The 18,381-nt window shown below is 66.3% G+C and carries 16 protein-coding genes; 8 read left to right on the top strand and 8 right to left on the bottom strand.

Annotation, left to right across the window (positions count from 1 at the left end; translation table 11 throughout):
* Positions 1–4 precede the first annotated feature (4 nt).
* Positions 5–1,447 (top strand): CCA tRNA nucleotidyltransferase, encoded by a 1,443-nt coding sequence (locus ACYUED_RS21840; RefSeq protein WP_491293941.1) that lies wholly within the window; start codon positions 5–7, stop codon positions 1,445–1,447.
* A gap of 95 nt (positions 1,448–1,542) precedes the next feature.
* Here the strand turns inward: ACYUED_RS21840 and ACYUED_RS21835 are convergent, their stop codons facing one another.
* From ACYUED_RS21835 to ACYUED_RS21820, 4 genes are all read right to left on the bottom strand, one after another.
* On the bottom strand, positions 1,543–2,064 hold the full coding sequence (locus ACYUED_RS21835) for an LppU/SCO3897 family protein (protein WP_491293940.1): 522 nt from the start codon (positions 2,062–2,064) through the stop codon (positions 1,543–1,545).
* A 128-nt stretch (positions 2,065–2,192) separates the two neighbouring features.
* Positions 2,193–3,455 carry an MFS transporter gene (locus tag ACYUED_RS21830; protein ID WP_491293939.1) on the bottom strand — a complete coding sequence of 421 codons (1,263 nt, stop codon included), beginning with the start codon at positions 3,453–3,455 and terminating at the stop codon, positions 2,193–2,195.
* 87 nt (positions 3,456–3,542) lie between these two features.
* Positions 3,543–4,625 carry an inositol-3-phosphate synthase gene (locus ACYUED_RS21825; RefSeq protein ID WP_491293938.1) on the bottom strand — a complete coding sequence of 361 codons (1,083 nt, stop codon included), beginning with the start codon at positions 4,623–4,625 and terminating at the stop codon, positions 3,543–3,545.
* 44 nt (positions 4,626–4,669) lie between these two features.
* Complete coding sequence (locus tag ACYUED_RS21820; RefSeq protein WP_491293937.1) at positions 4,670–5,353, bottom strand: PadR family transcriptional regulator; 684 nt, start codon at positions 5,351–5,353, stop codon at positions 4,670–4,672.
* Between the two features lie 353 nt (positions 5,354–5,706).
* On the opposite strand from ACYUED_RS21820, the gene ACYUED_RS21815 reads away from it, so the two are divergent.
* Together ACYUED_RS21815 and ACYUED_RS21810 are read left to right on the top strand one after the other, a co-directional pair.
* A complete protein-coding gene (locus ACYUED_RS21815) occupies positions 5,707–8,364 on the top strand; it encodes a transglycosylase domain-containing protein (RefSeq protein ID WP_491293936.1) in 2,658 nt (885 codons plus the stop codon).
* A gap of 131 nt (positions 8,365–8,495) precedes the next feature.
* Complete coding sequence (locus ACYUED_RS21810; RefSeq protein WP_491293935.1) at positions 8,496–10,004, top strand: glycosyltransferase family 87 protein; 1,509 nt, start codon at positions 8,496–8,498, stop codon at positions 10,002–10,004.
* Between the two features lie 115 nt (positions 10,005–10,119).
* Here the strand turns inward: ACYUED_RS21810 and ACYUED_RS21805 are convergent, their stop codons facing one another.
* From ACYUED_RS21805 to ACYUED_RS21795, 3 genes are all read right to left on the bottom strand, one after another.
* Positions 10,120–11,151, bottom strand: a complete 1,032-nt coding sequence (locus ACYUED_RS21805; RefSeq protein WP_491293934.1) for an alanine racemase — start codon at positions 11,149–11,151, stop codon at positions 10,120–10,122.
* A 101-nt stretch (positions 11,152–11,252) separates the two neighbouring features.
* Positions 11,253–12,374, bottom strand: coding sequence for a peptidoglycan bridge formation glycyltransferase FemX (femX, locus tag ACYUED_RS21800; RefSeq protein ID WP_266517741.1), 1,122 nt, complete (start codon positions 12,372–12,374; stop codon positions 11,253–11,255).
* Between the two features lie 179 nt (positions 12,375–12,553).
* On the bottom strand, positions 12,554–12,868 hold the full coding sequence (locus ACYUED_RS21795; RefSeq protein WP_491293933.1) for a hypothetical protein: 315 nt from the start codon (positions 12,866–12,868) through the stop codon (positions 12,554–12,556).
* A 286-nt stretch (positions 12,869–13,154) separates the two neighbouring features.
* On the opposite strand from ACYUED_RS21795, the gene rpsF reads away from it, so the two are divergent.
* The 4 genes from rpsF to rplI all read left to right on the top strand — a co-directional run bounded on the left by rpsF (position 13,155) and on the right by rplI (position 14,866).
* Positions 13,155–13,445, top strand: coding sequence for a 30S ribosomal protein S6 (gene rpsF / locus ACYUED_RS21790; protein ID WP_073787253.1), 291 nt, complete (start codon positions 13,155–13,157; stop codon positions 13,443–13,445).
* A gap of 78 nt (positions 13,446–13,523) precedes the next feature.
* The gene (locus ACYUED_RS21785) at positions 13,524–14,120 is read left to right on the top strand and encodes a single-stranded DNA-binding protein (RefSeq protein WP_491293932.1); all 597 of its coding nucleotides are present in this window, start codon (positions 13,524–13,526) and stop codon (positions 14,118–14,120) included.
* Positions 14,121–14,164: 44 nt separating this feature from the next.
* Positions 14,165–14,401 carry a 30S ribosomal protein S18 gene (gene rpsR / locus ACYUED_RS21780; protein ID WP_003949403.1) on the top strand — a complete coding sequence of 79 codons (237 nt, stop codon included), beginning with the start codon at positions 14,165–14,167 and terminating at the stop codon, positions 14,399–14,401.
* An 18-nt stretch (positions 14,402–14,419) separates the two neighbouring features.
* A complete protein-coding gene (gene rplI / locus ACYUED_RS21775) occupies positions 14,420–14,866 on the top strand; it encodes a 50S ribosomal protein L9 (RefSeq protein ID WP_030938854.1) in 447 nt (148 codons plus the stop codon).
* A 128-nt stretch (positions 14,867–14,994) separates the two neighbouring features.
* Here the strand turns inward: rplI and ACYUED_RS21770 are convergent, their stop codons facing one another.
* On the bottom strand, positions 14,995–16,341 hold the full coding sequence (locus ACYUED_RS21770) for an MATE family efflux transporter (RefSeq protein ID WP_491293931.1): 1,347 nt from the start codon (positions 16,339–16,341) through the stop codon (positions 14,995–14,997).
* A gap of 452 nt (positions 16,342–16,793) precedes the next feature.
* Between ACYUED_RS21770 and dnaB the strand changes: the two genes are divergently transcribed.
* Positions 16,794–18,272, top strand: a complete 1,479-nt coding sequence (gene dnaB / locus ACYUED_RS21765) for a replicative DNA helicase (RefSeq protein WP_491293930.1) — start codon at positions 16,794–16,796, stop codon at positions 18,270–18,272.
* Positions 18,273–18,381: the final 109 nt, after the last annotated feature.

Below are 18,381 nucleotides of genomic sequence, written 5' to 3'. Positions count from 1 at the left end.
TGTTGTGCCGAACGTCAACGAAGCCAACCTCAGCGCCCTGAGTCAGGAGCCGCACCGCGTGCCGAGCGAACCCCTGCGGGTCGCCCCTGTCGCCGACGACCTCGCCCGCCGTTTCCAGGAGGCGGGATTCTCGCTCGCCCTCGTCGGCGGCTCGGTCCGGGACGCGCTGCTCGGCCGGCTCGGCAACGACCTCGACTTCACGACCGACGCACGCCCCGAGGACGTCCTCAAGATCGTCCGGCCCTGGGCGGACGCCTTGTGGGAGGTCGGTATCGCCTTCGGCACCGTGGGCGCCCAGAAGGACGGCTACCAGATCGAGGTGACGACCTACCGGTCGGAGGCCTACGACCGAACCTCGCGAAAGCCCGAGGTGTCGTACGGCGACTCCATCGAGGAGGACCTCGTCCGGCGTGACTTCACCGTCAATGCGATGGCCGTGGCGCTCCCGGAGAAGAAGTTCATCGATCCGCACGGTGGGCGGGACGACCTTGTTGCGCGGGTTCTGCGTACCCCGGGTACTCCCGAAGCGTCCTTCTCCGACGATCCACTGCGCATGATGCGGGCCGCACGCTTCGCAGCACAGCTCGACTTCGAGGTGGCTCCCGACGTCGTGACGGCCATGACGGAGATGGCGGAACGCATCGAGATCGTCTCGGCCGAGCGGGTACGGGAAGAACTCAACAAGCTCGTTCTCTCCGGGAACCCACGCAAGGGTCTGACGCTACTCGTCGACAGTGGGCTTGCTGAGCATGTGCTGCCCGAACTGCCGGCCCTGCGGCTGGAGCGCGACGAGCACCACCGGCACAAGGACGTCTACGAACACTCACTGATCGTTCTGGAGCAGGCGATCGAGCTCGAGAAGGACGGCCCCGACCTGACCCTCCGCCTGGCCGCGCTGCTGCACGACATCGGCAAGCCGCGCACGCGCCGTTTCGAGCAGGACGGCCGGGTCTCGTTCCACCATCACGAGGTGGTCGGCGCGAAGATGACCAAGAAGCGTATGACGGCGCTCAAGTACTCCAACGAACTGGTGAAGGACGTCTCACGTCTGGTCGAACTCCACCTGCGCTTCCATGGCTACGGCACCGGGGAGTGGACGGACTCGGCGGTCCGCCGCTACGTCCGTGACGCGGGCCCGCTTCTCGACCGCCTGCACAAGCTGACCCGCTCGGACTGCACGACGCGAAACAAGCGAAAAGCGGCGGCTCTGTCGCGTGCGTACGACGGTCTGGAAGAGCGTATTGCTCAACTCCAGGAGCAGGAGGAGCTGGACGCGATCCGCCCGGATCTGGACGGCAACCAGATCATGGAGATCCTGGGTATCGGTCCCGGCCCGGTCATCGGCAACGCGTACAAGCAGATGCTGGAACTGCGACTGGAGAACGGCCCGATGGAGCATGAGGCCGCGGTGGCCGCTCTCAAGGAGTGGTGGGCCGAGCAGGGCTGAGCTGTGAAACGGGGTCATGTTTCACGTGAAACATGACCCCGGACGCGGTGAGGGGCGGTGTTTCACGTGAAACACCGCCCCTCAGTTCATCGGTCCTACTTGGTGTAGTCCTTCAGGCAGAGCAGGAAGTCGCTGCTGTCGCCGCTCTCCGTGTAGGTGTACTTGAAGTCCTTGGCCGCGGCCTCGCACTTGGTCGAGGTCTCGATTTCAGTGGTGTAAGAGCCCTTGATCTTGGCCAGCACCACAAACTGCGCCTTCGCAGAACCGCAGTCGACGACCTCGAGGTCCGGGTCGGTGGCACTGGTGCTACCGCGGTGCATGCAGTCACCGACCTTCGCGGTGTTGGCATCGTCGCGGCTCGCTATGTAACCGCCGATGGCAACACAGGCCACCACAGCGACGATGACGATGTTTTTGATCGTCTTGAAGCTCGGTTTACGGCTGGGCTGCGGCGGAACCGGGGCGTACGGCGCCGCACCCTGCTGGGGGAACCCGGGCTGACCCGGCTGCTGCGGGTAGGCATCCTGGGGCGGGTACGGTGCCTGGCCCTGGGGCTGGCCGTAGGGCTGCTGGCCCTGCGCGAACGGATTCTGGCCCTGGGGCGGCGGAGTAGTCACTTGGGGATCCCCCTAGAAGCAGGCATGGCGATATGACGCACATAAGAGGTGAGTAAGACGCACGTAAGCTACCGGGCCCCAGTGACATCTCTGTAGCCCCGGGGGACTCTGTGCCGTTGATGTGACACTTACTGGCGTTCAAAGCGGGCCATAGCCGCAGCAACTCCCCCGTAGATAACGGCGACTGTGACCACCAGCGGCACGGAACGGCCATCCGGCGGCAGCATCAACGCGGCCACCGCGGCGGCGCCGACGAAGGCGATGTTGAAGAGAACGTCGTAGATGGAGAAGATCCGGCCGCGGAAGCCGTCGTCCACCGAGGACTGCAGGATTGTGTCCGTCGCGATCTTCGCGCCCTGGGTGGTCAGACCGAGGACGAAGGTGGCGGCCAGCATCGGGGCGGTGGCGAAGGGGAGACCGAGGGCGGGCTCCAGGACGGCGGCCGCCGCGGCGCAGACGACTATCCAGCGGCCTGGCCCCAGCCGGCCCGCGGCCCAGGGCGTCATCACGGCCGCGGCGAAGAAGCCTGCGGCCGACGTCCCCAATGCCAGCCCCAGCAGGCGCAGTCCGTCGTCCGCGTTCGAGGAGAAGGCGTACCTGCACAGCATCAGCAGCATGACGAGCAGGGCGCCGTAGCAGAACCGCATCAGGGTCATCGTGAGGAGCGCCCAGGCGGCCTCTCGGCGTGGAGGTGCGGCGAGGTGGCGAACAGCTGCCGTGAGGTCGCGGGCGGTGCCGGAGAGCGTCGCTGCCAGCTTGGGGCGCACCAACTCGGGCTCCGGCCCCAGTTGTTCGGGCGGAAGGCTGAGCGACGCGAGTCCCGCGCACAGGTACAGGACGGCGCCGAGCAGCACCACGGCGGCGTCGGAGTCGGACACGACCAGCCGTACGACAAAGGCGAGGCCGCCGCCGGAGGTCGCGGCGAGCGTGCCGGCGGTCGGGGAGAGGGAGTTGGCCATCACGAGTCGCTCGACGTCGACCACGCGCGGGAGTGCGGCGGACAGTCCCGCGAGGACGAAGCGGTTGACCGCAGTGACGGACAACGCGGAGGCGTAGAAGAGCCAGCCCGGGACGTGACCGAGGATCAGGACGGCCGTCGCCGAGGCCATCACAGCCCGCAGCAGGTTGCCGTAGAGGAAGACCTGGCGTCGGCGCCAGCGGTCCAGGAGGACTCCGGCGAAGGGCCCCACCAGCGAGTACGGAAGCAGCAGGACCGCCATCGCGGAGGCGATCGCGGCGGGCGAGGTCTGTTTCTCCGGCGAGAAGACTACGTAGGCGGCGAGCGCGACCTGGTAGACGCCGTCGGCGCCCTGGGAGAGCAGGCGTACGGCGAGCAGGCGCCGGAAGTTCGCGAAGCGCAGAAGGGTGCGCAGGTCACGGACGACGGCCATGGGGCACAGCCTCACATACGGGGAGGGTCCCCAGGTCATGCGACCCGGGGACCCTCTACGCCCTGGCAGGAGCAGTTGTGTCAGCGCTTAGCGCTCGACCTCACCCTTGATGAACTTCTCGACGTTCTCGAAGGCCTCGTCGTCGAAGTACTGCACCGGCGGGGACTTCATGAAGTACGAGGAGGCGGAGAGGATCGGGCCGCCGATGCCGCGGTCCTTGGCGATCTTCGCGGCGCGCACGGCGTCGATGATGACACCCGCGGAGTTCGGGGAGTCCCAGACCTCAAGCTTGTACTCGAGGTTCAGCGGGACGTCACCGAAGGCACGGCCCTCGAGGCGGACGTAGGCCCACTTGCGGTCGTCGAGCCAGGCGACGTAGTCGGACGGGCCGATATGGACGTTCTTCTCGCCCAGCTCGCGGTCGCGGATCTGCGAGGTGACGGCCTGTGTCTTCGAGATCTTCTTCGACTCGAGGCGGTCACGCTCGAGCATGTTCTTGAAGTCCATGTTGCCGCCGACGTTCAGCTGCATGGTGCGCTCAAGACGGACACCGCGGTCCTCGAACAGCTTTGCCATCACACGGTGCGTGATGGTCGCGCCGACCTGCGACTTGATGTCGTCGCCGACGATCGGGACGCCCGCCTCGGTGAACTTGTCCGCCCACTCCTTGGTACCGGCGATGAAGACCGGAAGAGCGTTGACGAATGCGACCTTGGCGTCGATGGCGCACTGGGCGTAGAACTTCGCCGCGTCCTCGGAACCGACGGGCAGATAGCAGACGAGGACATCGACCTGCTTGTCCTTGAGGATCTGGACGACGTCGACCGGGGCCTCGGCGGACTCCTCGATCGTCTCGCGGTAGTACTTGCCCAGCCCGTCCAGCGTGTGGCCACGCTGGACCTGGACGCCCTTGTTCGGGACGTCGCAGATCTTGATGGTGTTGTTCTCGGAGGCGCCGATCGCGTCCGCGAGGTCGAGGCCGACCTTCTTGGCGTCGACGTCGAACGCCGCGACGAACTCGACGTCGCCGACGTGGTAGTCACCGAACTGCACGTGCATCAGGCCGGGGACCTTCGACGCCGGGTCGGCGTCCTTGTAGTACTCGACGCCCTGCACCAGCGACGCTGCGCAGTTGCCCACGCCGACGATGGCTACGCGAACCGAACCCATTCCGGTTGCTCCCTGTGTGTACGAGTGAGGCCCTGACTGGGCTCTCACGTGACGGTGTCGCCGGGCGTATCCGTCCCGGGGGTGTCCCCGGGACGGGGCAGGCCGCCCGTCGCTCCAGATGTGTTGTTCTGCTGAGCGGTCCCCCCGGAGGTGGGACCCTTCAGGTCCCGTCCGGCCCGCTCGCTTTCGATGAGCTCGTTCAGCCAGCGCACTTCGCGCTCCACGGACTCCATTCCGTGGCGCTGGAGCTCAAGCGTGTAGTCGTCGAGGCGCTCCCGGGTGCGCGCCAGGGAGGCGCTCATCTTCTCCAGACGCTCCTCCAGCCGGCTGCGGCGACCCTCGAGCACGCGCATGCGTACATCGCGCGACGTCTGCCCGAAGAAGGCGAACCGGGCGGCGAAGTGCTCGTCCTCGTACGCGTCGGGGCCCGTCTGCGAGAGCAGTTCCTCGAAGTGCTCCTTACCGTCCGCCGTCAACCGGTAGACGATCTTTGCGCGACGCCCTGTGAGTGGTGCGGCGAGCGCATCATCGGGGGCGTGCGCCGACTCCTCGATCAACCAGCCGTTGGCGACCAGCGTCTTGAGGCAGGGATAGAGCGTCCCGTAACTGAACGCGCGGAACACGCCCAGTGACGTATTGAGTCGCTTGCGCAGCTCGTAGCCGTGCATCGGGGACTCGCGGAGCAGGCCGAGTACAGCGAACTCAAGGATCCCGGAACGCCGGCTCATCCGCTCGCCTCCTCGCCTTTATCTCGCTCCGATGTATCGACTCGATACATCACGACGATAGAACGGCCTTCCGGATGGGACAAGTGGGGAGACGGTGAACGGGATCACATCACTTATTCATCCGAGGCAAGTTGCCCGATTTGGGGTGAACTTCGGGACTCGGAGGGTTTTGACGGTGCGTAGTCTGTGCGCCATGCACACCACCGGGAACCGAGTGACGCACGGGGGCGTCAGGGTCCTGGGTGCCGTACGGATGAATGAGGGATCGACCACATCCGTACTTCGGGGGGACCGGAAACCAGCCGCCGTTTCCAGGCGCGCAAGGGTGCGCCTGCCCGAGGAGTAGTCGTTCGATGAGCGAGCACCGTCGCAAACCGCCGCAGCCGCAGGAAGGCGGACGTGCCGCGGCCCGACGCGGCCAGTCCGGCCCGTCCTCCGGCCGCCGTGCGGCACCGCGGGGCGCCACCGGGTCCCCAGCCGACTACGGACTGGGCCAGGGGTCGATTGACGAGGAGCGGTCGCACGGCGGCCGCGCCGAAGCCCGCCGCGCGGCACAGAGAAGTGGAGGCGGCCGCCGCAGAGCGGCCGAGCCTGGCCGCGGGGGTCGCCGCGGCGCGCCGGCACCCGGGCGAGGACGGGCAGCCGGTCCCACCAGCAAGCGGTTCATCGACTATCCGCGTGCGGGCAAGTACGGCGCCGCTCGCTGGCTGCCGTCGTGGAGACTGGTGACGGGACTCTTCATCGGCTTCTTCGGCAGCATGGTGGCTGTCGCGGGCATCGCCTACGCGATGGTCGGTGTTCCGAACCTCGCGAACACGGCGAAGGCCCAGAACAACGTCTTCTACTGGTCCGACAACACCGAGATGGTCGCTACGGGTGGTGAGACGAACCGTCAGATCGTCAACCTCTCGCAGATCCCCAAGAACATGCAGTACGCCGTCATCTCGCAGGAGAACAAGACCTTCGAGACCGACAGCGGCATCGACCCCAAGGGCATCGCCCGCGCCGTCTTCAACATGGCCAGGGGCGGCAATACGCAGGGCGGATCGACGATCACCCAGCAGTACGTGAAGAACGCGATGCTGGACGATCAGTCGCAGACCGTCTCACGGAAGGCCAAGGAGATCCTCGTCTCGATCAAGGTGGGTGCCACCAAATCGAAGGACGAGATCATGGCCGGCTATCTGAACTCGGCCTACTACGGACGCGGCGCCTACGGCATCCAGGCGGCCGCGCGTGCGTATTTCAACGAGAGCGCCGTCGACCTGGACGCGGGGCAGTGTGCGTTCCTGGCGGCGATGCTCAAGGGCGCCACGTACTACGACCCGGCGGGTGCGACCTCGCTCGACAGTTCGGCCACTCCCGAGGCCAACAGCAAGCGGGCCCTGAGGCAGATGCAGAACACCCTGGACAAGATGGTCGAATACGGCAAACTGAGCAAAACGGAACGGGAGAAGTTCACCACGCTTCCCGCATGGCAGAACCCCCGCTCGAACAATGCGCTGAGCGGGCAGGTCGGCTACCTCGTCGACCTCGCCAAGGCGTACCTGGTCAACAACACGAACATCTCCGCCAACGACTTGCAGCGCGGCGGCTACTCGATCTACACGACCTTCGACAAGAAGAAGGTCAAGGAGCTCGAGGCCTCCGTCACGAACGTCCGGAAGACCAACATCAAGCCCAAACAACGTCCGAAGACGGACACGCACGTCCAGTTCGGTGGGGCCTCCGTGGACCCGAGAACCGGTGCCATCAAGGCCATCTACGGCGGTGAGGATGCGACCAAGCACTTCACGAACAACGCCGACGTGACCGGCGCCCAGGTCGGTTCGACGTTCAAGCCGTTCGTCCTCGCGGCGGCGATGAAGTGGGGCGTGCGAGACGAGAGCCTCGGCCCGGAGCAGGCGCAGGACGAGCGGACTCAGGTGTCGCCGAAGAGCCTGTACAGCGGCAAGAACAAGCTCAAGATCAAGGACTACGACAAGACGGTCTGGAAGAACGAGAAGGGCGAGGAGTGGCTGCAGACCAACGACGGCAACGAGTCGTACGGCAGTCCGCCCAAGTATCAGATCGATCTGCGTGAGGCGATGCGGGAGTCGGTGAACTCCGCCTATGTGCAACTCGGCATGGACGTCGGGCTGGACAAGGTGAAGGAAGCGGCCATGGACGCCGGGCTCAAGAAGGACAGCCTGGCCGGTACCAACTACCCGTCCTTCTCCATCGGTATCTCCGATCCGAGCGCGATCCGGATGGCGGGTGCGTACGCAACCTTCGCATCCAGCGGTGAACGGCGTGATCCCTTCTCCGTCTCAAGGGTCACGAGCAGGGACGGCACGGTCTTCACTCACCAGGACAAGCCCGAGGAAGCCTTCACCCCCAAGGTCGCCGACAACGTCACCGACGTGCTGAAGACCGTGGTCGAGAAGGGTACGGGTACCAACGCCCGACTGCCCGGACGTGATGTGGCCGGCAAGACCGGTACCACCGACGGCAACAAGTCGGCCTGGTTCGTGGGCTACACCCCGCAGTTGTCCACATCGATCACGATGTTCCGGTACGACGACGACGAGACCAAGAAGAACCGCACCTTCCTGGAGATGTACGGGACCGGTGGCCAGGAGAAGATCCATGGTGCCTCGTTCCCGTCCGAGATCTGGCACGACTACATGGAAGAGGCGTTGAAGGGGCAGAAGGCGCTGCCGTTCCCCACCCCGGAGCCCATCGGTGAGATCCTCAACGACGTGCCGAGCCCCACGCCCACCCCGACGGCCAGTGACACCCAGGAAGCCAGCCCGAGCCCGAGCCCCACGCCCAGTGAGACGCTGACGAGCCCGTCGCCCTCGGCGAGTGCGTCCTGCCGGTTCAGCTGGCAGTGCAACGGCACGGGTGGCACGGACACCGGCGGGACGGACGGGGGCGTGACGCCCACGCCAACGGCCACGGACACGTCAGGGACCGGTAACAGCAGAGGCAATGGCAACGGTGGCCTCTTCGGAGGGTCGACCGGCTAGCTACCAGAAAGCCCGGGAAGGGTGTTTCACGTGAAACATGTCGATGTTTCACGTGAAACGGGGGCCGCCGCGCCTGAGTGGTTGTGGCGGCCCCCGACGTATTCCTAGACACGTACGGCAGGATGTGCGGCATGCCCAGCGCAGAATCGACGCAAGCGAGCGTGCACGAGTCGGACCCGGTACGGCCGACCAAGGAGGACGAGGTCGCCGCGTCCGGCAGTGAGCTGATCGGCGGTCCCCTCGGGCGGCGTGCCCTGCTTGGGACGTCCTGGTGGACTCCCGTCAGGGTCATCGTGCTCGTGGCGATCGGCATGTTCGCTCTCGGACTGATCCAGAAGGCGCCCTGCTACAACGGCTCCTGGTTCTTCGGCGCCAGCTCGCAGTACACGAAGGCGTGCTACTCGGACATCCCGCACCTCTACCAGGGGCGCGGATTCGCCGACGGTCTCGTGCCGTACTTCGACAAGCTCTCCGGTGACATGCCGTACCTCGAATACCCGGTCCTGACCGGTGTGTTCATGGAGGTGGCCTCCTGGCTCACGCCGGGCAGCGGCAGCATCCAGGACCAGGAACAGTGGTACTGGATGGTCAACGCCGGGATGCTGATGGTGTGCGCGGCCGTCATCGCCGTCTGCGTGACCCGCACGCACGCCCGGCGCCCGTGGGACGGACTGCTGGTCGCCCTGGCGCCCGCCTTCGCGCTGACCGCGACCATCAACTGGGACCTGCTGGCGGTCGCTCTGACGGCCGCGGCGATGCTGATGTGGTCCCGGGGGCGCTCCGTCGCCTTCGGGGTCCTCCTGGGGCTTGCTACGGCCGCCAAGCTCTATCCCGTCTTCCTGCTCGGCCCGCTGCTCCTGCTGTGCTGGCGTGCGGGCAAATGGCGGGACTTCGGCAAGGCTCTGGGAGGCACGGTCGTCGCCTGGCTCGCCGTGAACCTGCCGGTGATGTTCTTCGCCTGGGACGGCTGGTCGCAGTTCTACAAATTCAGCCACGACCGGGGCGTGGACTTCGGGTCCTTCTGGCTGATCATGGCCCAGAACTCGACCAACCCGCTCAGCACCGACACCGTCAATAACCTGGCCACGGCGCTGGTGGTGCTGTGTTGTGTGGGCATTGCCGTGCTCACGATGACCGCTCCGCGCCGGCCGCGTTTCGCCCAGCTCGCCTTCCTGATCGTCGCGGCGTTCATCCTCACCAACAAGGTCTACTCGCCGCAGTACGTGCTCTGGCTGGTGCCGCTCGCTGTGCTGGCCCGGCCAAAGTGGCGGGACTTCCTGATCTGGCAGGCGTGCGAGATCGCGTACTTTCTGGGCATCTGGCTTTACCTGGCGTACACGACCAGCGGAGAGGCTCACAAGGGTCTGCCGCAGGACGGCTACCACTGGGCCATCGCCGTACATCTGCTGGGGACGCTGTACCTGTGTGTGATCGTCGTGCGCGACATCCTCATGCCGGAGCGGGACCCGGTGCGGCGGGCCGGCGACGACGACCCGTCAGGGGGTGTGCTGGACGGCGCGGAGGACGTGTTCGCCCTTGGCGCGGCATCCCATCCGCCGCGGCACGCGGCCCACTTCGACGGACCGCAGGTGGAGTGGGGCAGTCCTGGAACGACTTCTTCCACGGAGGGTTCGCTCTGAGCGAACAGTTCACAGGCGGCGGTGGGCGACCCACGAACTCAACGTCGACTCGCGCCGTGCGAAAGGCCGTACACGGAGACTCCGTGTACGGCCTTTTCGGTTGCTGCCGCGTCGATCAGCGGTCGACGAGGCGGTCGAACTGCGTGGTGGTGTGCCGCAGATGAGCCACCAACTCCTCACCGACCTTCGGCTCGGGTGCGTCCGTCGGCACGAACAGGATGGAAACCTGCATGTGCGGCGGTTCGGCGAACCATCGCTGCTTGCCACCCCAGACGAACGGAGAAAGGTTCCGGTTCACCGTGGCGAGGCCGGCCCGGGCAACGCCCTTGGCGCGCGGCATGACGCCGTGCAGCGCCTTCGGGGCCTCCAGGCCCACCCCGTGTGACGTACCGCCCGCCACGACGACCAGGTAGCCGTCGGAGGCCGCCTTCTGCTGGCGGTAGCCGAACCGGTCCCCCTTGGCCACACGGGTGACGTCCAGGACCGCACCGCGGTAGTCCGTGGCCTCGTGGTCGCCCAGCCACAGGCGGGTGCCGATGCGGGCGCGGAAGCGCGTCTGCGGGAACTGCTGCTGCAGCCGGTGGAGTTCATCGGCCTTGAGATGGCTGACGAACATCGTGTGCAGCGGCAGACGAGCCGCGCGCAGGTGGTCCATCCAGCCGATGACCTCTTCGACGGCGTCCGAGCCATCCGTGCGGTCCAGCGGCAGGTGGATGGCGAAGCCCTCGAGGCGCACGTTCTCTATGGCGGAGTGCAGCTGCGACAGGTCCTGCGCGCTGATGCCGTGCCGCTTCATCGAGGACATCACCTCGATGACCACACGGGCGCCCACCAGGCCGTACACGCCGTCCACCGAGGACACCGAGCGGATCACACGGTCGGGCAGCGGTACGGGCTCCTCGCCGCGCCGGTACGGCGTCAGTACCAGCAGGTCACCGCCGAAGTAGTCCTTGATGCGCGCAGCCTCGTATGTGGTGCCGACGGCGAGGATGTCGGAACCCATCCGGGTGGCCTCCTCCGCCAGCCGCTCGTGTCCGAAGCCGTAGCCGTTGCCCTTGCAGACCGGGACGAGCCCCGGGAACTGCTCCTGCACGTGCTTGTGGTGCGCCCGCCAGCGCGCGGTGTCGACGTAGAGGGTGAGCGCCATGGCCGGACCTGGAACCTTTCTCGTGGCTGCGGTGTATCAGAGGTATGAAAGCGAACGAAGCTGTCGGACTTATCGAAGCAAACAGCCGGGGCCGATGGGGCTCAGCGGCGCGACATGTAGATGTCGAGCGCCTTGTGGAGCAGCTTGTTCAACGGGAAGTCCCACTCGCCGAGGTACTCGGCCGCCTGACCGCCGGTGCCCACCTTGAACTGGATCAGGCCGAAGAGGTGGTCCGTCTCGTCCAGCGAGTCGGAGATGCCCCGCAGGTCATACGCCGTCGCGCCGAGCGCGTAGGCGTCACGCAGCATCCGCCACTGCATCGCGTTCGAGGGCCGGACCTCACGACCGATGTTGTCGGAGGCGCCGTAGGAGTACCAGACGTGACCGCCGACGATCAGCATGGTCGCCGCCGACAGGTTCACGCCGTTGTGCCGTGCGAAGTACAGCCGCATCCGGTTGGGGTCCTCGGTGTTGAGGGCCGTCCACATGCGTTGGAAGTACGACAGCGGGCGAGGCCGGAAGTGGTCGCGCACAGCGGTGATCTCGTACAACCGCTGCCACTCGTCGAGGTCCTGGTAGCCGCCCTGGACGACCTCGACGCCCGCCTTCTCGGCCTTCTTGATGTTGCGTCGCCACAGCTGGTTGAAGTTCTTGTGGACCTCTTCCAGGGAGCGGTTGGCGAGCGGCACCTGGAAGACATAGCGGGGCTGCACGTCGCCGAAGCCGGCCCCGCCGTCCTCGCCCTGCTGCCAGCCCATGCGGCGCAGCTTGTCGGCGACCTCGAAGGCGCGCGGTTCGATGAAGTCGGCCTCGATGTCGCGCAGCCGCTTCACGTCCGGGTTCTGGATGCCCTGCTTGATGGAGCCCGCCTCCCAACGCCGGATGATCACCGGCGGGCCCATCTTCACGGAGAACGCGCCCTGTTGCTTGAGGTGGGCGAGCATCGGTTCCAGCCACTCGGTCAGATTCGGCGCGAACCAGTTGATGACCGGACCCTCGGGCAGATAGGCCAGGTAGCGCTTGATCTTGGGCAGCTGACGGTAGAGGACGAGGCCCGCGCCGACCATTTCGCCGGTGCGCTCGTCGAACCAGCCGAGGCTCTCGGAGCGCCACTCCGCCTTGACGTCGGCCCAGGCCGGAACCTGCATGTGGCTCGCCGAGGGCAGGCTCTGGATGTACGCCAGATGCTGCTCACGGCTGATCGTCCTCAGGGTCAGGCTCATTCGGGGCGCTCCTCGGGCTGGTGTGTCCCCATGGGTACAGGGGCTCCGGCTCTCGCGCCGAAGCCTACTGCGCCTCGCGAGCGCCCCGACTGGGCAAACGGAACCTGCGCCCCGGCTTGTGGCGCGCCGAGGCGTTCCGCGGTGCTTTGTGTGCAGTTAAGCGGACAGTGTCCCTGGCGTCAGTTGATGACCCCGCCGAAGAGACCCCCATGCGCCATTCCGAGGAAGAAGCCGACTGCCGAAGCGCCGAGACCCAGGATGAGCCCGAAGCGTTCGCGGGTCGTCTCCGAGATCCACTGGCCGTACGCGCCGGTGAGGATCCCTGCCAGGCCGGCCCAGGAGCTGAGCAGGTGCAGGCTGTGGAAGAAGCCCGTCACGAACGCCACCACTCCGAGCACCAGGGTCACCGCGAGCAGCGTGTCCTGGAGGGGGTGGGGTTTTCCGTCCGTGGCGAAAAGGCCTCCGGCGGTGTTGGGTCGCAATGCCTGTGCCATGGGGCACCTCCTGCGGAAGACGGCGCATCGTAGCGCCATGCACACCCGATGTGTACAGACTGACGGTCCCCGCGGTCGGATTTCAACCGGAAGCACGTGTGCAGGTACTCTGTACCCTCTGCACCGGTGTCTGCCCAGGCAATGCCAGGGAACCGCCCAGGCCAGACGAGGGATGTCGCTCGCCGACCCCCGATTGTCAGTGGCGGCCGATACCGTTGCGTACGCATCACAACCCTCCTGCCACGGAACGACCGTGGCCGTTGAGTCCAAAGGAGGTGGGTTCCACATGCGTCACTACGAGGTGATGGTCATCCTCGACCCCGATCTGGAGGAGCGCGCTGTCTCCCCCCTGATCGAGAACTTCCTGTCCGTCGTCCGTGAGGGCAACGGCAAGGTCGAGAAGGTCGACACCTGGGGCCGTCGTCGTCTCTCGTACGAGATCAAGAAGAAGCCCGAGGGCATCTACTCGGTCATCGATCTGCAGGCTGAGCCCGCGATCGTCAAGGAGCTCGACCGCCAGATGAACCTGAACGAGTCGGTCCTCCGGACCAAGGTCCTCCGTCCCGAGACCCACTGAGCCCTCCAGCTCAGCTCGTCTCGGGATTTCGAGTAGCAGCACAAGCAGCCAGCAGCAAACCCGCCGAGAGGTTCCCCCATGGCAGGCGAGACCGTCATCACGGTCGTCGGCAATCTTGTCGATGACCCCGAGCTGCGCTTCACCCCCTCCGGTGCGGCGGTCGCGAAGTTCCGTGTCGCGTCCACTCCCCGCACCTTCGACCGCCAGACGAACGAGTGGAAGGACGGCGAAAGCCTCTTTCTGACCTGCTCGGTCTGGCGTCAGGCGGCGGAGAACGTCGCGGAGTCGCTCCAGCGAGGCATGCGCGTCATCGTGCAGGGCCGGCTGAAGCAGCGGTCCTACGAGGACCGTGAGGGCGTCAAGCGCACGGTCTACGAACTGGACGTCGAGGAAGTCGGCGCCAGCCTGCGCAACGCCACGGCCAAGGTCACCAAGACCGCCGGCCGCGGTGGGCAGCAGGGCCAGGGCGGTTACAGCGGCGGTGGCGGCCAGGGTGGCGGTGGCTGGGGCGGTGGCTCCGGCGGCGGCCAGCAAGGCGGCGGTGCTCCCGCCGACGACCCGTGGGCGACCGGCACTCCTGCCAGTGGCAACCAGGGCGGCGGCGGTGGCGGTGGCTGGGGTGGAAACTCCGGCGGCAGCGCTGGCGGCGGCTACTCGGACGAGCCTCCCTTCTAGGGCGGGTTCGTACCCAAACTTCTTGATCACACAGGAGAAACACCATGGCGAAGCCGCCTGTGCGCAAGCCTAAGAAGAAGGTCTGCGCTTTCTGCAAGGACAAGGTCACGTACGTGGACTACAAGGACACGAACATGCTGCGGAAGTTCATTTCCGACCGCGGCAAGATCCGTGCCCGCCGCGTGACCGGCAACTGCACGCAGCACCAGCGTGACGTCGCCACGGCTGTCAAGAACAGCCGTGAGATGGCGCTGCTGCCCTACACCTCCACCGCGCGATAAGGGAAGGGTGACCGAAACATGAAGATCATCCTCACCCACGAGGTCTCCGGCCTCGGTGCCGCGGGCGACGTCGTTGACGTCAAGGACGGTTACGCTCGCAACTACCTGATCCCGCGGAAGTTCGCTATCCGCTGGACCAAGGGTGGCGAGAAGGACGTCGAGCAGATCCGTCGTGCTCGCAAGATTCACGAGATCCAGACCATCGAGCAGGCCAACCAGGTGAAGGCCCAGCTCGAGGGCGTCAAGGTCCGTCTGGCTGTCCGCTCCGGCGACGCCGGTCGGCTCTTCGGTTCCGTCACCCCGGCCGACATCGCTTCGGCGATCAAGGCTTCCGGTGGCCCCGAGGTCGACAAGCGCCGCATCGAGCTGGGTGCGCCGATCAAGACCCTGGGCGCCCACGAGACGTCTGTGCGTCTGCACCCCGAGGTTGCCGCCAAGGTCAACATCGAGGTCGTCGCGGCCTGATCGCTGCGCTCGGCTGGACTGCTGAGAGAAGGGGCGGCACCCGTCGCGGGTGGCGCCCCTTCTTCGCGTTCCGGTTCAGTACGGCACCGCGCATGTTTCACGTGAATCGCCGGTTTCACGTGAAACAGTCAGCGGGTGGCGCCTGTGACGATCCAGCGGCCCGAACGGGTCCGCAGCCAAAGGGTCAGCATGCGCATCGCCATCATCAGCGTCATTGCTCCCCAGAGCGCTGTGAGGCCGCCGCCCAGCGTCGGGACGAGCAACGCCAGTGGGGCGAAGGCAGCCAGGGTGACCACCATGGCCCAGGCCAGATACGGGCCGTCGCCCGCGCCCATCAGCACGCCGTCCAGGACGAAGACAATGCCGCAGATCGGCTGGGAGAGAGCCACCACGAGAAGAGCGGGCAGGGCGGCGTCCTTCACCACGGTGTCGTTGGTGAACAGAGGCAGGAACACCGGCCGGGCGATCATCACCAGTACGCCGAGTACGCCTCCGACCGCGATCCCCCACTGCACCATGCGGCGGCAGGCGTGACGGGCACCCTCGGGGTCATCTGCGCCTAGGTAGCGTCCGATGATGGCCTGACCGGCGATGGCGATGGCGTCAAGGGCGAAGGCGAGCAAACTCCACAGGGACAGCACGATCTGGTGTGCCGCGATATCGGCGTCGCCAAGACGGGCGGCGACGGCCGTGGCAATCATCAGGATCGCCCGGAGCGAGAGTGTGCGGACCAGCAGGGGGACGCCGGCTTGTGCCGAGGCCTGTATCCCCGCCGCGTCGGGACGCAGTGAGGCTCCGTGTCTGCGGGCTCCGCGGACGACCACGATGAGATAGACCGCTGCCATGCCGCACTGTGCGATGACGGTGCCCCAGGCGGAACCGGCGATGCCGAGATCGGCGCCGTACACGAGGCCGGCGTTGAGGGCGGCGTTGGTGACAAAGCCTGCGACGGCGACATAGAGGGGCGTCTTAGTGTCCTGAAGGCCACGCAGGACACCGGTCGAGGCGAGCACGACGAGCATGGCCGGAATGCCGAGGGCCGAGATACGCAGGTATGTCGTCGCGTAGGGTGCTGCGGTCTCCGAGGCACCGAAGAGTTCCACCACGGTCGGCGCCGTGGGGAGCACGGCGGCGATGACGGCAGCACCGAGCAGGAGTGCCAGCCAGATGCCGTCCATTCCCTGGCGGATGGCGGCCTTGAGGTCGCCCGCCCCGACACGTCGGGCGACGGCTGCCGTAGTGGCGTAGGCGAGGAAGACGAAGATGCTGACTGCTGTCATGAGGAGGGCTGAGGCGACGCCGAGTCCGGCGAGTTGCGCCGTGCCGAGGTGCCCCACGATTGCGCTGTCGGCCATGACGAAGAGGGGCTCGGCGACGAGTGCACCGAAGGCCGGGACAGCCAGTGCGACGATCTCTTGGTCGTGCTGTCGCCGGGTGGCCCTGGAGGTCACGGGAGCCTGTGTCATGAGCACCAATCTAATCGTCCACAGGTAAGAGATGCAAAGCTTTTGCGACCCTTACCTCCTGACTCTCCGTGTGCTCGTTCGTGCGTCGTTCGAGGCGATCTTGGCCCGACTGGGAAAGTTTTTCTTCTGCACAGCCGGTGGATGGGAAAAGTGCAGGTCAGAGCAGGTTGCGTCGGAAAGGCTTGAGCTTGTTCACAGGGCTGTCCACCGCATCGTGCACAGGTTTTGCGGAGTTCTCCACAGCATCCGGGCCGTCGTCCACATGGCCTGTGGATAACCAGATTGGCTGACGGTGCCCGCAGGCCTACCGTGGTCCGGCGCCCACTCCGTTCGTCGGCAGGGATTCCAGCTCAAAGCCGACGCGCAGTAACCGGAGTTGGGCCTCTCATTTGTCAGTGCCGTGCCGTAGAAAAGAGAGCACGGCTAGGTCCGCTCGTCGGCGGACGGGAGGAGGTGGCTCGGTGAGCATTTCCGAGCCCTTGGACGACCCCTGGGCCGACAGCGGTCCAAGTGATCGTCTGCCTGCCGCCCGCCGCCGCGGCGAAGGGGGTCGCGGCCGAGACGAACAGCATGACCGAGGCCGGGAAAGCGGCGAATGGGACGGTGGGGGCACATCCTTCGAGCGTGTGCCGCCCCAGGACCTGGATGCCGAACAGTCTGTTCTCGGCGGCATGCTGCTGTCCAAGGACGCCATCGCCGACGTCGTGGAGATCCTCAAGGGCCACGACTTCTACAAGCCCGCACACGAGACGATCTTCCAGGCGATCCTCGACGTCTACGCCAAGGGCGAGCCGGCCGACCCCATCACGATCGCCGCCGAGCTCACCAAGCGCGGAGAGATCAACAAGGTCGGCGGTGCGTCCTATCTGCACACCCTCGTCCAGACCGTGCCGACGGCGGCCAACGCCGAGTACTACGCGGAGATCGTGCACGAGCGCGCGGTCCTGCGCCGGCTGGTCGAGGCAGGCACCCGTATCACCCAGATGGGATACGCGGCCGACGACGACGTCGACGAGATCGTCAACCGCGCCCAGGCGGAGATCTACGCGGTCACCGAGCAGCGCACCAGCGAGGACTACCTGCCGCTCGGCGACATCATGGAGGGCGCGCTCGACGAGATCGAGGCGATCGGCTCCCGTTCCGGGGAGATGACCGGTGTGCCCACAGGGTTCACCGACTTCGACTCGCTCACCAACGGCTTGCATCCGGGCCAGATGATCGTCATCGCCGCGCGTCCCGCCATGGGTAAGTCCACCCTCGCACTGGACTTCGCCCGGGCCGCATCGATCAAGCACAACCTGCCGAGTGTCATCTTCTCCCTCGAAATGGGGCGCAACGAGATCGCGATGCGTCTGTTGTCCGCGGAGGCTCGAGTCGCCCTGCACCACATGCGTTCCGGCACGATGACCGACGAGGACTGGACGCGTCTTGCCCGCCGGATGCCGGATGTGTCGGCCGCACCGCTGTTCATCGACGACTCCCCGAACCTGTCGATGATGGAGATCCGCGCCAAGTGCCGACGTCTCAAGCAGCGCAACGACATCAGACTGGTCGTCATCGACTATCTCCAGCTGATGCAGTCCGGCGGCTCCAAGCGTGCCGAGAACCGCCAGCAGGAGGTCTCGGACATGTCCCGTAACCTCAAGCTCCTCGCCAAGGAGCTGGAACTCCCGGTCATCGCGCTGTCCCAGCTGAACCGTGGTCCCGAGCAGCGCACCGACAAGAAGCCGATGGTCTCCGACCTGCGTGAGTCCGGCTCCATCGAGCAGGACGCCGACATGGTCATCCTGCTGCACCGTGAGGACGCGTACGAGAAGGAGTCGCCGCGCGCGGGCGAGGCGGATCTGATCGTGGCCAAGCACCGTAACGGCCCGACCGCGACGATCACGGTCGCCTTCCAGGGCCACTACTCGCGCTTCGTGGACATGGCGCAGACCTGAGCTGCTTCAGGGTGCGGTCTGAAATTTCGTGTCCGAATCTCACGGCTGGTGCCGGACGGAAGTCGGATCCGACGTGGCGCTGAGACGTGCAGGTCGCGCCCGTACCTCG

This window comes from Streptomyces sp. DF42 (assembly GCF_058267695.1).
The sequence above is the reverse complement of the archived record's forward strand: the minus strand, read 5'-3'. Positions and strand labels throughout refer to the sequence as shown.

Coding starts and splice junctions, on each gene's coding strand:
- ACYUED_RS21795 (WP_491293933.1), bottom strand. CDS start 12,868: ATGGCACAGGCATTGCGACCCAACACCGCCGGAGGCCTTTTCGCCACG.
- ACYUED_RS21785 (WP_491293932.1), top strand. CDS start 13,524: ATGGCAGGCGAGACCGTCATCACGGTCGTCGGCAATCTTGTCGATGAC.
- ACYUED_RS21815 (WP_491293936.1), top strand. CDS start 5,707: ATGAGCGAGCACCGTCGCAAACCGCCGCAGCCGCAGGAAGGCGGACGT.
- rplI (WP_030938854.1), top strand. CDS start 14,420: ATGAAGATCATCCTCACCCACGAGGTCTCCGGCCTCGGTGCCGCGGGC.
- ACYUED_RS21810 (WP_491293935.1), top strand. CDS start 8,496: ATGCCCAGCGCAGAATCGACGCAAGCGAGCGTGCACGAGTCGGACCCG.
- ACYUED_RS21820 (WP_491293937.1), bottom strand. CDS start 5,353: ATGAGCCGGCGTTCCGGGATCCTTGAGTTCGCTGTACTCGGCCTGCTC.
- ACYUED_RS21825 (WP_491293938.1), bottom strand. CDS start 4,625: ATGGGTTCGGTTCGCGTAGCCATCGTCGGCGTGGGCAACTGCGCAGCG.
- rpsF (WP_073787253.1), top strand. CDS start 13,155: ATGCGTCACTACGAGGTGATGGTCATCCTCGACCCCGATCTGGAGGAG.
- ACYUED_RS21830 (WP_491293939.1), bottom strand. CDS start 3,455: ATGGCCGTCGTCCGTGACCTGCGCACCCTTCTGCGCTTCGCGAACTTC.
- femX (WP_266517741.1), bottom strand. CDS start 12,374: ATGAGCCTGACCCTGAGGACGATCAGCCGTGAGCAGCATCTGGCGTAC.
- ACYUED_RS21805 (WP_491293934.1), bottom strand. CDS start 11,151: ATGGCGCTCACCCTCTACGTCGACACCGCGCGCTGGCGGGCGCACCAC.
- rpsR (WP_003949403.1), top strand. CDS start 14,165: ATGGCGAAGCCGCCTGTGCGCAAGCCTAAGAAGAAGGTCTGCGCTTTC.